The sequence below is a fragment of the Arthrobacter sp. genome (genome assembly GCF_030540645.1).
Classification (GTDB): domain Bacteria; phylum Actinomycetota; class Actinomycetes; order Actinomycetales; family Micrococcaceae; genus Specibacter.
On the sequence record NZ_JAUNVV010000039.1, the window covers coordinates 16,794 to 30,330 of the forward strand.

Annotated in this window: 13 protein-coding genes; 5 read left to right on the forward strand and 8 right to left on the reverse strand. The window is 59.0% G+C overall.

What is annotated here, in order from left to right; all coding sequences use genetic code 11:
* Positions 1–403 (reverse strand): tetratricopeptide repeat protein (locus Q4P21_RS09070; protein WP_303388456.1); only part of this gene is annotated, 403 nt, incomplete at its 3' end.
* Positions 403–2,538 (reverse strand): hypothetical protein, encoded by a 2,136-nt coding sequence (locus Q4P21_RS09075; RefSeq protein ID WP_303388457.1) that lies wholly within the window; start codon positions 2,536–2,538, stop codon positions 403–405. The genes Q4P21_RS09070 and Q4P21_RS09075, both read right to left, overlap by 1 nt.
* On the opposite strand from Q4P21_RS09075, the gene Q4P21_RS09080 reads away from it, so the two are divergent.
* The 4 genes from Q4P21_RS09080 to Q4P21_RS09095 all read left to right on the forward strand — a co-directional run bounded on the left by Q4P21_RS09080 (position 2,515) and on the right by Q4P21_RS09095 (position 6,904).
* On the forward strand, positions 2,515–3,450 hold the full coding sequence (locus Q4P21_RS09080) for a hypothetical protein (RefSeq protein WP_303388458.1): 936 nt from the start codon (positions 2,515–2,517) through the stop codon (positions 3,448–3,450). The two genes, Q4P21_RS09075 and Q4P21_RS09080, sit on opposite strands and share 24 nt — an antisense overlap.
* Before the next feature lie 507 nt (positions 3,451–3,957).
* On the forward strand, positions 3,958–4,767 hold the full coding sequence (locus Q4P21_RS09085) for a PH domain-containing protein (protein WP_303388459.1): 810 nt from the start codon (positions 3,958–3,960) through the stop codon (positions 4,765–4,767).
* 552 nt (positions 4,768–5,319) lie between these two features.
* On the forward strand, positions 5,320–6,075 hold the full coding sequence (locus Q4P21_RS09090) for a hypothetical protein (RefSeq protein ID WP_303388460.1): 756 nt from the start codon (positions 5,320–5,322) through the stop codon (positions 6,073–6,075).
* Positions 6,041–6,904: an ETEC_3214 domain-containing protein gene (locus Q4P21_RS09095; protein ID WP_369598885.1), complete on the forward strand. Its 864-nt coding sequence runs from the start codon at positions 6,041–6,043 to the stop codon at positions 6,902–6,904. Before Q4P21_RS09090 ends, Q4P21_RS09095 begins: the two co-directional genes overlap by 35 nt.
* A gap of 175 nt (positions 6,905–7,079) precedes the next feature.
* Here the strand turns inward: Q4P21_RS09095 and Q4P21_RS09100 are convergent, their stop codons facing one another.
* The 6 genes from Q4P21_RS09100 to Q4P21_RS09125 all read right to left on the reverse strand — a co-directional run bounded on the left by Q4P21_RS09100 (position 7,080) and on the right by Q4P21_RS09125 (position 12,949).
* A complete protein-coding gene (locus Q4P21_RS09100) occupies positions 7,080–7,847 on the reverse strand; it encodes a hypothetical protein (RefSeq protein ID WP_369598884.1) in 768 nt (255 codons plus the stop codon).
* Positions 7,848–7,910: 63 nt separating this feature from the next.
* On the reverse strand, positions 7,911–8,933 hold the full coding sequence (locus tag Q4P21_RS09105) for a restriction endonuclease (RefSeq protein WP_303388463.1): 1,023 nt from the start codon (positions 8,931–8,933) through the stop codon (positions 7,911–7,913).
* A gap of 366 nt (positions 8,934–9,299) precedes the next feature.
* Positions 9,300–9,656, reverse strand: coding sequence for a hypothetical protein (locus Q4P21_RS09110; RefSeq protein WP_303388464.1), 357 nt, complete (start codon positions 9,654–9,656; stop codon positions 9,300–9,302).
* A gap of 67 nt (positions 9,657–9,723) precedes the next feature.
* The gene (locus Q4P21_RS09115) at positions 9,724–10,758 is read right to left on the reverse strand and encodes a hypothetical protein (protein ID WP_303388465.1); all 1,035 of its coding nucleotides are present in this window, start codon (positions 10,756–10,758) and stop codon (positions 9,724–9,726) included.
* A 2-nt stretch (positions 10,759–10,760) separates the two neighbouring features.
* On the reverse strand, positions 10,761–12,542 hold the full coding sequence (locus Q4P21_RS09120) for a hypothetical protein (RefSeq protein ID WP_303388466.1): 1,782 nt from the start codon (positions 12,540–12,542) through the stop codon (positions 10,761–10,763).
* Positions 12,539–12,949, reverse strand: coding sequence for a MobC family plasmid mobilization relaxosome protein (locus tag Q4P21_RS09125; protein ID WP_303388467.1), 411 nt, complete (start codon positions 12,947–12,949; stop codon positions 12,539–12,541). The genes Q4P21_RS09120 and Q4P21_RS09125 overlap by 4 nt, the downstream gene beginning before the upstream one ends.
* Positions 12,950–13,162: 213 nt before the next feature.
* Here Q4P21_RS09125 and Q4P21_RS09130 point away from each other — a divergent pair, with 213 nt between their 5' ends.
* Positions 13,163–13,288 (forward strand): hypothetical protein, encoded by a 126-nt coding sequence (locus Q4P21_RS09130; protein WP_303388468.1) that lies wholly within the window; start codon positions 13,163–13,165, stop codon positions 13,286–13,288.
* The last annotated feature ends 249 nt before the right edge of the window (positions 13,289–13,537 follow it).

The following is a 13,537-nucleotide window of genomic DNA, read 5'->3' on the forward strand; positions in this document are numbered from 1 at the left end:
ACGCCAAGTTGTTGCGGGTGATCAGGGTGTCGGGGGCATCCGGGCCCAGGACCCGGATCCGGGCTTCCAGCAGCTCTTGGAACAAGGTGATCGCCCCGGCAACATCCCCTGCCTGCCCGGTCCAGTACGCCAAGTTGTTGCGGGTGATCAGGGTGTCGGGGGCATCCGGGCCCAGGACCCGGATCCGGGCTTCCAGCAGCTCTTGGAACAAGGTGATCGCCCCGGCAACATCCCCTGCCTGCCCGGTCCAGTACGCCAAGTTGTTGCGGGTGATCAGGGTGTCGGGGGCATCCGGGCCCAGGACCCGGATCCGGGCTTCCAGCAGCTCTTGGAACAAGGTGATCGCCCCGGCAACATCCCCTGCCTGCCCGGTCCAGGACGCCAGGTTGTGATGAATCCCCATTAGTTCGAGGCTGTCGGCTGACAGCACGTCTTTGGCTCTGTTTGACCAGGTTTGTAGGAGTGCAAGGTTGTCGGATGGCCGGTGTTCGAGAGTGTCGGCCACCATTTCGAGGGCTTCCCCGTATCGTTGCAGCGCCCAGAGGTGTTCGGGGGCGCGCTGGCGCCGGTAGGTATCCGCCGCCGGATCGTTGACGGTGTCGAGTGCATCGAGGATTGCTTCGTGAGCGTCACGGATTGCGGTGTCCCGGTCATTCTCGTGGCGGACCTGTGGACCAGGGTTTCATGAAAAAGTCCCAGAAGTTCGTTCGGCGTGCCCGGATCAGCACGGGCCACCATGCCACCCAGTGCTGCGACGACATTGCGGAAGCGTGCATCGTCGGCCGGCCCACCCGCCCGGAAACAGGCCTCGACCGCAACTTCAATCGGTAAGATCGGTCCGTTCCCGGCGGCCGCCAACACCGTCAGGACAATCCTTGTTTGGCCAGTGTCCTCCCCGGGAAGCGAGGCGAGGAGTTGCCGGTACAGTTCATTCAGGTCGGTTACTTGGCCGACGGATTCTCTTCCCAAGGTCATCGCGACGTCCGTTAGGAGTCGAAGCTGTAGCCAGCTGGAGGCATGCGTGGCGAGATCGGTGGCTAGTGTGACCGGCAGGTCCAGGGCCGTGAGGTACTCGGTGATTTCGCCTTTGCCCGGTCGTGCGAGCATGACCGGGTCCGTGCCAAGGTTTTCGATTCCGTCGCCGCGGGTGTTCAGTAGCAGGCTCACGCGCTCAAGCCTGTCATCCTGGGCAGCTTTTGTGACTGTGTCCAGAAGTTCGCCGCGTACCGTCGGTTCGAGCTGGTCGATACCGTCGATGGCCAGTCGGAGTTTCTTTCCCAGCGGTACCTTCAGGTGTCGCAGCGGTCCGAAGACCAGCCGCTCCAGGGCCGGGAGCTGATCCTGTTCATCCAGGGTGAACCCGCCGTCATATGTGGAGGTGGCTTCGGGAAATCCGGCTGTATCTGCTAACTGCCCAGCGATGCTCTCAGCTAGGGCAGCCAATGTGGGGGTCAGGGCCGTGAAAACTACTGCGGCCAGATACCGGCGAGGCAGGTCAGGGACGAGTTCCGGACGTGCCAATGCCGCCATTAGGGCAGACTTACCAGAGCCCGGGCCACCCTGGACCACCACCAGGCGCTGGCTCCCGAGGGCATGGATAATGCGTTCCAAGTCATGGGTTGACTGGAACGACTGGGTCAAGGTCACCGCTTGGGCGCCCTCCGGGGTACCCGATAGCGGCCAGTGTCCTGGGGAGGCGACGTTGCGGGTCACCCACAGCCCCGGATCACTGGCGTTCTGCCCCATGCCCGAGCCGATATAGACCGGGGGATCCTGCACCGCCCGGCATTTATCGGCGGCCACGTTGGCGACATGCCGGATTTCCAAATAATCCGTCGACAGCTCAGCGTGGCCGTTCTCCATCAAATCGATCAGCGAATGGGAAAAACAGCCATTGCGCGCTACACGCAGGAACGTGCCTGCCAGCAGTTCCAGCCGAACCTGATCCTTCAAATCCAAACCGCTCTTGATGACATCCCGCACGCCAGCCCCCGCGTGGCAGGTATCCAAGATCAGGATCAGCCCGTCCAGACTGCCGAGGTCCATCTCGCCCAGGCGGTGCCCGATTTCGTAGGCGGTGTCGGTCTTTGGTGCCGTGGCGCTGCCGTCTGTGGGCAGCAGAAACAGCGGCCGGGAAATCCTGGTCACATCCGTTTCCGCATGTCCAATGAAAGCGAATACGAGGGTCGCCCGTGCCCTCGAAGCACGAGCCACCGCATCCTCTACTGATTGTTTCAGCTCCACCATCGTGGGGTCCAAAAGCAGCACACTCTCCGGTGCCGGCGCACATTCACCGCGGCGCGGATCGGTCAGAACCTCGAACAGACGCGTGGCACGATCAGGTAAAAACGACAAGCACTGATTGGCGAGCTCATTGCATTGGGAACCCACAACCAGGGCGTGACGGATAGCCATCCCTATGTCTACCACGAAGACGCCTCCGCCTATAAGATCTGAACCAACCGCACCCGGCACGACAGCACGGACCCTCAGACAGCGGAGGAGAAGAAAAGCATGGCCGAAATCGTTCTCATTCACGGCATCGCTCAAGAACAGGAAGGCCCAGCAAGCCTGGAAGCACGATGGCTTCCAGCGATCGCGGACGGCATCTTCGCAGCCGGTCATCCCGAGCTGTCCGACAGGATCTGGCCCGACCGTAGCCCCCGGGACATCAACGTCGGGATGGCCGCCTACGGTGATCTCTTCCTAGACCCCGGAGCGCAGGGCTCAGATGAGGACCTGGATGATCTGGACCCCAGCGCACTGGCCTTGGCCCAAGCACTGGCCACCGAATGGCTGAACCGAGCCGCGGACCGCGGCGAGCCTGCAGACCGGGACACCGCAGTGCGTGAACTCGGCTACCTGGATCCAGGTCATGAAGAGATGGGAATGAAAGAGGAAGCTGCCCGAGCCGTTCTCCACGCGGTCACACGTTTATCTTGGTTCGCGATCGGTGGCATGGCCCTAGCCGAGCGATTCGTCAACAAATCCCTACGCCAAGTCACCCGGTATCTTACCGATCCGGGCCTGCACACCGAGATCCAGAACCGGGTGCTGGCCCAAATCGGGCCGGAAACGAAAATCATCATCGGCCACTCCCTCGGTTCGGTCATCGCCTACGAAATCGCCGCCACCCACCTGCACACCCCACTGCCACTGCTCCTGACCCTAGGTAGCCCCCTAGGCCTACGCAGCGTCATCTACGATCGACTCAATCCCCAACCGCCCGTCTACCCGAACCAGGTCCGACGCTGGGTAAACATCGCCGACCGCAACGACCTCGTCGCCGCCGAACCTAACTTGACCCCACTCTTCTCCGCAAGCCGACCATCCGACGCAGTACTGGAATCAGGGTGGACTGTCGACAACGGCGCCAAACCCCACGAGGCGGAATACTACCTCCGCAAAAAACAAGTCGGCGGACCCATAGCCGAAGCCCTGGAAGTATAGATTTCCACCATCAACCCCACCACAGACCAACCCCCAGCCGGCACAAAGCCACCAGCTAAGGCTTCAGAGAAGACTAAGACCCGTCCAGAGTTCTCACACACAGCAACGCACGGCACAGCGGACACTCCTAACGCAGCGATTGCACAGACGGATGCCAAGAACGACAACGCCGTCACGGATATGATCTCGACTGGCGATCCATCCCGAAAAGTTTCTCAAAACCTATCTGTCTCGTATCCCCTGTCATGCAAGACAACCGTTGCCGCCAACGACAGCGACATCAAGCAATAACGGAAGCCACCACAAAGCGGTGAAATCACAGGACAGGACGGTCACTTCGTCAGCCTTCAAAGCCTGTCATAAACGGTAGCTTTTGACAGCCACGCTGTATAACTTCATGACTGAAGTCGACGATACTCTCACGCCGTCGGAGAAGATTCCGCAACCGTTTTCAATTCAGTGTCGGTTGTTCTGTTTTACGCGACCCGCGTTGGGTACAGTTCCGGTATGGCGACAATTTCACGGACAGTCCAATGGACTCTGCTCACTGACCACACGACGGTCCTCGATATACTCCCTCCAGCCGTTGAGCAGGCGAAGTTCACCGTCAAGTCGTTGAGTCCTAGCGAAATCGCCGTCATCGTCCCGCAGGCGATTCTCAGTAACCAGTGGGCGGCGAAGATCACCGGCGCCATCACTCCGGACGCCGGTAAGACGCATATTGATTGGCGAGTGGAAGGTCTCGGGAACAAACACTACAAGCACCTGATTAAGATCTCCGAAGGTCTCCCGGAGGGTCTGCTGGATGACCATGGAATTGAGGCAGCGGCCAGCCAGGTGGCTCTGCGTATCTTTGGCCGGAAGGAAATTGCCCATCTCGCCAACGTTCTGGACCGGGGTGAAAACGTTGACGCCATAGGGGTCGGCAGGTTCGAGAACAAGGCCGGAATCGCCGCCGCAACCGACCGCCGGCTACTCTTCCTAGAGAAGAGCATCGGATCGGAAGACCTCACGTCCTTCTCGCTCGGGGCCATCCAATCAATCGATCTGAAGAAGGCCATGGGCGGTGAGACGCTGAAGATCAACTACTCCGGGACGAAAGCGACCATCACCGCGCTTGGACACGGTCAGGGCGACTCGCTGATTCGCGCAATCCGGAATGCCCAGACTGCTCCGGCTCCCCAGCAGGCACCAGCAGCCCCGGCAACTGACGTCTACGGAAAGCTTGAGCGTATTGCCGAACTCCACGCCAAAGGGATCCTAACCGACGAAGAGTTCCTGCAGCAGAAAGCCATCATCCTCTCGTCCCAGGGATAAGCCGCACGTACGCACTGCGGGACTACTCATCGTTGCCAGAGTATTAACGCTACGTCATTTCATACTGGGGCCACCATCGCACTGTTTATCCCGCAACCACACTGCAACAACAACGAAAAAGGCAAAGATAGGTAGCCGCAGAATAGGCCCGAAGGCCAGGGCCAGCTGACTGGCCAGACCATCAGGTGTGCGTGTGAATCCCAGTGACAGATGGCGGTTTTTTCGAAAACGCTAAAATTCATCCCTGATGCCCGTAATCCAATCCGGCTACGTGTATGAGGGGTAACAGGGAGCGATCACAAGACGCCGCCACAAGGCGATCAAATCCACAGGCGGCATCCTCAAGATCACTTATCCGCCGTTCTGCAGCGACTTGGTGTCTCACATCCCTAGGGTTAGGAGACGCCTATCCTGGATGGATTGAGTTCGCGGAGTGCCAGTTACGCTCGAAGTGCATATTTTTCGTTTATGGCTACATATTAGGACAGATCGCGCTGTGAGCCGTGACTACCCTGTAAATAGATGCCAGTCATCTCTGGCAGGCTTGTCCCCATGACAGACAAGCAACTCGCAGAGCTGGTAAGCGCGATCCGAGACAACGGCCCGGGCGTACCTGAATGGATCGGGGCGATAGCTTCCGGTCTAACATTTCTGATTGCTGCAGTTGCACTGTGGATTGCCTGGGGCCAGCTAAAAGAGGCTGCTTCAGCTCGTCAGCAGACAAAGAAATTGGAACGAGAGAAATCCCAGCCCTATGTGGTTGCTTACCTCGAAGATAATGCCGTTGGTGCGGAAGTCCTTGATCTTGTAATCAAGAACTTCGGTCAGACCGCGAGTCGCAACGTCCGCTTATCTTTTGAGCCGATCCTTAACCGGACCGCTGGCGAAAGTGGGGATGAGGCTGTGGAACTACCCGAAGTCATTTCTTTCCTGGCCCCTGGACAGGAGTGGCGTACCCTATTCGATTTCACCAATGTACGGTCTAGCAGGGATGACTTGCCGACCATATACAAGGGCGCAGTGACATATCAGGGTATTGACGAGGTTGAGCAAAGCAGCGATGTCGTTATAGATCTGAATATCTACAAATCCCGCATCTACGCGGAGATCCTCGGTATCCACCATGCAGCCCGAGCCCTACGCGACATTAGCAAGAACCAGAAGAAGTGGAGCGAGCTTCAAGGTGGCCTTAAGGTTGTCTCACGAGATGGTGATGCTAAAGACGCCAGAAGCGCTGAATTAGCACAGCGGTGGAAGGCTAGCCACCCGAGTGATGGCAGCACCGAAAGTTCAGAAGAAAATCAGTAGCGACATGTTCGACGTATCCTTCTGGAACTCCTTAGGCTTGTTCGCAACCATTTTTGTCGCGGTGGCTACAGTTGTTCCGTTTAGCGTCACGGTACGCAATTGGTGGAACCGTAAGGGCGGTAGCCGAAGGGAACTGAAACGCCGATTGGCCAAGATGGCCCTAGGCGTGACAGAGGATCACTTGCGGTCACTTTTTGGGGTTCCGATTATTCAGGACACGGCATTCATCCCCCAATCCGCTATCAACTACGTATTCAAAACTAACCATGCGTGGATAGTCGCGCAGGTCGAGAGCGGAGCAGTCATCTCTTGGTCTATCACCGTGACTGATCTCAAGTTTAAGGTAGATCTTCGTGACCTGACCTTTGGACTTGTAGGCGGAATACTGGGCCATTCAAAATTTGCTGAGGTCATTGAGCAGCCGAATGGTATGTACGAGGAACGAGGCGCCGCGACTCATGCCTACGCTGAAAGCACCTACTTTGGACGTCCATCGCTCTACCAAACTTTCGTCTTCATGCACAACCAGGAAGGTGTTGGCAGTTCTAACCTGAGTGGCCAGAACTTGGTAGCTTCCGGTCCATTCACAGACGGTGTAAATCCGATGGGGGATATTGAAGAATTGGAAGAAGTCCGTAAGGCCACGACTGTAAACACGTTCTATGCTTGCAGTCACTATGCCAGCACCCTCTCCGGGGGCGCCGCAAGCTGGCCGGTCGTCCACCGCGACCGCGTGGCTCCGCTACGTGGTGCCTCCGTTGAGCATAAGAAGTGGCTGAAGAAGAAGGACAAAAAGCGCAGGAAATTGAATAAGAGTGAAGGGAAATAAAAATGACATCAACCGATAGTCCGCCAAGCGATCCATCCGCAGGACGGTTCACTCTTCTTCTGCTAATCCGAGAAGGGTGTCTCACAACCTGAGTGTCTCGAAACCTATGTTTTGCAAGACAAAACAAGCGGTGGCGCAGTCCATATTCTTACGCCCCGGACACATCGACGAGCCCTTACTGCCGGATATTGCTCCAATGTTCGTTATGGGCCTTGGGCTGCGGTTTTCGTGTTGGTGAGTTCCGCAGGGCCGGTGAGAAGAGCGCATACTCAATGCAATCAGCCCGGGGCACGGGATCGAGTAAACGACGGGTCTGATCTACTAAATCCAGGTAGTCCATGTACTCCTCAACACTCCACCAAGTCTTCGCGGTCCATCCGATGGCTTTGGCAACTTTCTGGTCCAGGATCAAAGGGTGCCCGTTCTGGCCCACGGTGGGCTGCCCTGCTGCGAAGTAGAGAAGCTTGGTGAAAAAAGCCGGACCCAGACCCTTCAGATAGGCGTCATTCACGTTGCGGAAGGCTTGGTACCCGGCAACGGCAGATCCGTTTGGTCCTTGGACGGACATGATCCCGTGAAGCAGGCGATCTCCAGCTTCGGGGTGCTTCAAGGGTTCGATGCGGCGGTAAACATCCCTGGCCTTGTTTCCTACTCCCCAAGAGCAAACCGCCACATAGAAGTCGATGGCATCGGCGGTGGACGTGATCAGTGACCCTCGGCGGAACAGATCCTCACGGGTGAGCCGCTTGCGTCCGCGTGCATCCAGCCCTTCTTGTCCAAGGATCTGGGGGATCTCTGGCATTTGCGAAGGATCCCATTTTGAGAGCCAGTGTCGCGGATAGAAATTGAGCCCCTGAGATTGGACGTCGGCAGTCTGGGGAATGGGGCCGCCGTCGCGTAGAAGTTCTGCGACCTGTTCAGCGGTTCTACGGGTTCTCGCCACGGGACAACTCCTGAAAATCAATGGTTTGGTGGTTGTAAGACGATAGCGTCAGGGGAGCCATGGTTAGGTGGCGCTGTCGGCCACGACTAACAACATGGTCAACGGGATGAGCAGGCGCCAACGTTCGGGCAGCTGCGCGTAGTGTTCCAAGACTAGGGAGACGACATCTTCACCGGAGAGGAGCCTAATCCCAGGGCGTTGGCGTTCTAGGGCAAGGGCGTCACGGCTGTAGGAACCTAGGGTGACGAAGAGTGCCAGTTCGCCCGGTCCTTGGGTGCCGCTGAGCTGGTGGACCTCCGGTGAGCCGGTGGTCCCTGTTTGGTGTTTGCACTGGACCTTGATCAACGGGGGCTCGAGGCCCAGCAGGTCTCGATGCGCGATCACATCTACCCCTCCATCTTGGGAATACGGGGTGACGCGTGCCTGGTATCCCAGCGCACGCAGCAGATCGGCAGTAAACTCCTCGAACTGGCGGTGCGTGAGTTTTTCGTGGAGTGCTTCCATGACGAAGTCCCGGGTATGCCGTTCGATGCGCGATGCGCGGGGCTCGTCGGAGATGCCCTCCTCACGGCGGGTAACGGCGGCCTTCTCCACGATTTCGGTGACTTCTTCTGTCGATTGCGCCTGTGTTGAGAGAGCTGCTAGGAACTCCTTGGTGTTCTTGCGGATCCTGAACACGGTCAGGAAGGCCCCGAGTTCGTAGAGTGCCGGCTGGGTAAAGATCGTGCGGGACAGGCCGATCTTTTTCCAATCGACCTTCCGGCGGTGACGGTGGGTTTCCGCGGCGGCGAGGAATTCGTAGTCGCCGGTCACGACACCGATGTTGATGGTGCTGTCTGGCTTGTAGGGGGCCACGATGACATCGCCTAGTTTGATTTCGTCCCTGAACCGGAGCAGGATCCCAGCCCATCCGGCGATCGCGCGGGGATTCGAGTTGGGGAGTGCCAGGTTTAGCGTGTGTTTGAGCTCCTCTCTGGAACCCGGGATCAGTTTCAGATCGCCGACCGTGTCCCATCCGATACTGACGAAGCCATCATCGATGAGTTCTGTTGTCAGAGTGTCATTATGGATGCCCCACACGCTCATGGTTCTTGTCCTTCGGATTGGCTTCAGTATTGGCTTCATCCTAGGGGCAGACGCCGATACGAGTGGGCCGCCGCGTATCCTTTGGATCGTGCCGTGATTTGCGCACGGCACGATCCACCCTGAATATAGACGTCGCTTCTTTTGTGATGCTCGTTGACATCACGAAAGTAGGCATACTGTTCACGGGTCGAGACGGGTAGACCTCAGCCGTAACAGTGACCGGGCATTTCAGGGTGCGGGTTAGAAACGACTGTTTCCGTCAAACAACAACCAATTTAGAGTCACGAACTTTTACTCGGGAGTACATAGTTTTCGTCCTCTTGGGAAGCCTGCTCCTACGTCTTCAAGTCCGGGTAGCTCTGTTGCTTAGAGTGCTGCAAGTTTTGCGTTCGCGGCGGTGGCGTGGATTGATATGTTGTCGCTGCGTGCCTGTTCGGTCAGGTGTGGGAGTAGTGCTGTCCGGAGGTTTTTGCCTTGGGCTGTGCCGGGTGCTGCGCTGCCGTGGTCGCTGACGTGCCACCCTTTGCGGGTGGTGCTGATGGCTATGACGGCGTCCCGTTCGGCGCTCATGTAGTACGTGGCCGTTGGACGGTGAATGAGTGTGATCTGCATGACGGCAAGGAGGGGGTAGCAGGGCCACCACATAAGAGCGCAGGCAAGGGAAATGGCCCTGTCTATGACGTTGCCTTCCCGGCCCCGTGCCAAAATCCCCGTTCCATCCACCAGAGCATGTGTAGGCAGTCGATGAACCGGGGCTTTGGCATGGATTGGACGGCCGGTGGCCGTAGTGTCAGCGGCTGTGTTGCTTGCCTTGGGTCTGGGTTTTGTTCGGTGAGTTGGTCTTGACCTTGTTCACGGTTTTGCCTTTGCCTGCTGCGGCGTGGCTGATGGGGTGTTTTTGTTGTGATTGGGCGAATTGGCGTGCGGTGATTCCCTTCTCGGGTGCCCCTGCTGCACGCATGCGGTCCGCGAGAGCTTCTTGGCGTTCTGCTGAGTCGTAGGCGGCTCCTGCGGTGATGAGGACTCGTTCGCCTTGTTGGTCGTGCTGCTCGGCGGTTTCCCTCAACGCGGTTGCTTGGGTGCGTTCTTCTTGGGCTTCGGGTGTTTCGGTGAGGAACAGATCCCGGTACCAGGCTTCCTCAGCAGCGGAAGGGCCGTCGAGCTCAACACCTGCGGCGTGGTCATTGTCTTGCCTGGATTGGGTGAACTCGTCTGCGGCTTCCCGGGTCTGGGCGTCGCCTTGTTCACGATTGGCGGTGGCTGCTTCCTCTGCTCGCTTGGCGATGGCGGCTTCTTTTTCGTCGTAGTCGTTGAGGAGGTTCCGCATCCGTGTGGCTTCTGGGTAGAAGCTGGGAAGGATGTCTTTGCGGTTGGAGACTATGGCCCACTCCCGCGCTTGGGCCAGTCTGGCAAGGTCTGCTTCCATGATGGGGGATGTGTGGACGGCGGACTCACGGGCGAGCTTGTCCGCGTCGACGCCGTATCGCATTCTGGCCTCAAGGCGGATGCGTTTTTCTGCCTCGGCTGCTGCCGGGTCGTGGTCTTTCCATGCGGTGGCTACACGGTAGGCGTCCATGAGTTCCCTTGGGTTCGCCGCATCCCACCACTGCTGGTGTTCTGTGGGTGCCAGCAAGGCCACGGCTGTCTGCTTTTCGCTGTCGAAGGCCATGGTCAGCCGTGCTGCTTCACGGGAGTTGAGCATCGCTTTTTGTTCCATGTTCATCTGCCACACGCGCGCGACTTCTCTCCCGAGTTGGGCGGAGATGGCCATGCCGTGTTGGAGGACTTGCTGGAGCGGTTCGTCGATTTCGTCTGCTTCATTCATGGCTAAATACCTCTCTCTGGGCCACGGTCTTTAGTCCGTGGAGTGTTGCCGATAGGCCGGGGCCCCTGTGGGGTCCTGCCTCGTGGGGGTGGGCCTGCTGTGGTGTTGTTTTGTTGTTCAGCAAACATGCGGGCGGCAATGGCTTTTTCGTCCACACCTGCTGCCCGCAGGCGTGCCTCCAAAGCGTCCATCTGCTCCTCGCGAGAGCTTGCCCTGCGGGCGGTGTCCGGTCGTGCCGTAAGCACTGCGGTGCCACCCTTGGCCGGCACCTGGGCACCTGTGCGGGCCGGTAGTGGGTTGATGATCCGGTAGGTGTCGTGCACGGTGTCCAGGCGTTGGCGTAGATCAGTGGTCAAAACTGCTGAGCGTTGCGCCCACCCCTTAGCCTGGAACGCGCCGCCGAGTTTGGTGCCCATGTTCGCCCAGGCACGCACGACGGCCACAGCCCCGGCCCTGCGGGAGATACCAATGGCGTGGTGCGTGCACAGATCGGCGTAGACCGCCGACGGTGGGGTGACGGCGCGGACGGGCTTCTCAGAAAGCTCAGCGTGACGGGCAAACAGCCGCGCCGCTTCCGCCAATTCCTTCGCGCTTGCCTCGCCTTCGGCACCTGCTGCCACAGCCCAGGCGGAGAACAACCCGGCCCCTTGGCGGGCGATCTGTGCGTAGGCGGCGGGGTCGTTGACGTTGGTCTGCCCCAGCGTCTTCATATAGCTGTCGAGTTCGTTGAAGTACTCCCGCAACTGCACCCCGGAGACAACACTTGTGTCCGGGGTGGCGAAGCGGCGATTCTTCGCCGCCGCTGCCCATTCCGGGACCGCTTCGGCGGCACTGTCTACCGGCCACCCAGCACGCAGTGCTGGCAGGGACAAGTCCTTAGCCAGGGTCCCTCCCCCGTACCAGATGGGCCGCTCCCCTTCCACCGGTCGTAGGGCTACGGAGTAGCCGGCCACTATCTCTGTTCCACCCTTGGCGAAGTAGGGGCGGACCAGCAACCCATTGCCGCGTAGGCGGCGCACGTACTCCGCCTCCGAACGGGCACCGGCCCCCGCCGCGCGTACCTTCAGTGCGATGTCGTAGCGGGGTTGCTCTATCCTGGATTGCTCGGCAATGAGATGTTCGCGGGAGTCTCTGTCGAGCATCGACCAGGGAACCATCCCGGCAGTTTGGTTTGCTTCGCGGGTGTGCTTGGCCATGGCGCGGCGACGGGCCACTGATTGCAACTCACCCTCGGCATATCCTTGGGTTTTCACTCCTTGTGCGAGCACGCGCAGGCCGTGCTTCTTCTCCATCGCCCGCAGCGTCGCTGAGCTCTTGGCGAAGTCCCTGTTCGTGTTCCACCAAGTGCCGTCTTCACGGATCATCGACACCGCAATATGCACATGGTCATTACCGTTAGAGGAGACACCGTGACGTATCGCTGTCCACCGCATCGGCGGCTTGCCGTCCGCCCCGTCCATCTCCATACCGTGCAGGTATTCGCGCACCATGGTGTCCCAGAAATCATCGTCCTTGATTCCTTGGGTCGGGTCCAGGGAAAGGGAGACGTGGAAGACCTGGGCGCGCTGGTGGTTGTTCGGGTGGTAGACCTTTTTGGGGTGGTTCATTTCATGGCCCAACGCCATCGTGTTCCCGGCGTTTAGTTCCATGCCGTCACTGACACTGGCGATCAATTCCGAAGAACACACCACATGCATGTCGGTGTGTTCATTGGCACGCCCCGGGCCGGCCAAATACTGGATCAGCCCGATCATCCGGTGGCCCTTGGTGATCTTCCCGATCATGGCCCCACCACTGCACGCACTGCCTCATCAAGACGCACCATAAGCTTGCGCATCGCCGCCACACTCGCGGCAGCGTCGGCAGGGAACTCGCCGGTCGTATTCGCGTGCCGGGCGATCTGGTTAATGTTCGATGAGACACGCGACAGCAGTGTCCTGATCTGCGCCATCTCCAGAATCAACGCCTGCCGGTCAGTATGCGACTCGCCCTCCTTCGACAGTGCCGACTCAACCACCAAACGAGCCACGGAAATCCCATACCGCTGCGCTTTCACTTTCAGCGCCGCTTCCTCAGCCACCGAAACACGGTACGTCTTCTTCTTCGTGCGACCACCCTGGACGTCATCACGGTTCGTCTTACCCCACGACGCGCCCCCACCATCAGCCTCCGCGACATCAACACCCGACAAGAACCCCACCCCCTCCATGGCCCAGACCCCTCAATGGCCTAGCGCAGCGACTCCACACCGTGGAGACCGCAGACACCACTCTGCCACAAACCCTCGCCTCAGGCGAGGGTTTCAAGTAATTTGGGTACCCAAATTAAATAACTTGCTCTGCTCTGGGTGCTGTTGGGCTTTTCGTCTTGCGACCGTACGTGGCTGCCAGCTACGGTTCTACCCATGGACATCAATCAGCTCACCCAAGCAGCCGAAGACCGCCTCACCAAAGACCGCGAGACCAAGGTCGCCTCCGTGGTAGCTGCGGGCAAAGCGGAACAGCACTCGCCCAAGCGCGCGACGCCCTAGCCGCTGCCGAACGTGAACACAACCAAAACCACACAGCCGCGCTGCGCCACGGCTGGAGCGCCAAAGACCTGAAAGACATGGGCATCGAAGCAGCCACCAAACAAGCCGGAGGGCGTCCCAAAAAACAACCCGCAGCTACCGCAGCGGACTAGAACTTATTGGGCTGTGGCACGGGGAAGTATCTAGCCTCCTGACCACAGGGGCACGGCAAAAGATTAATCCTCCGGTCTTTTCCCGCACACCCGTGGA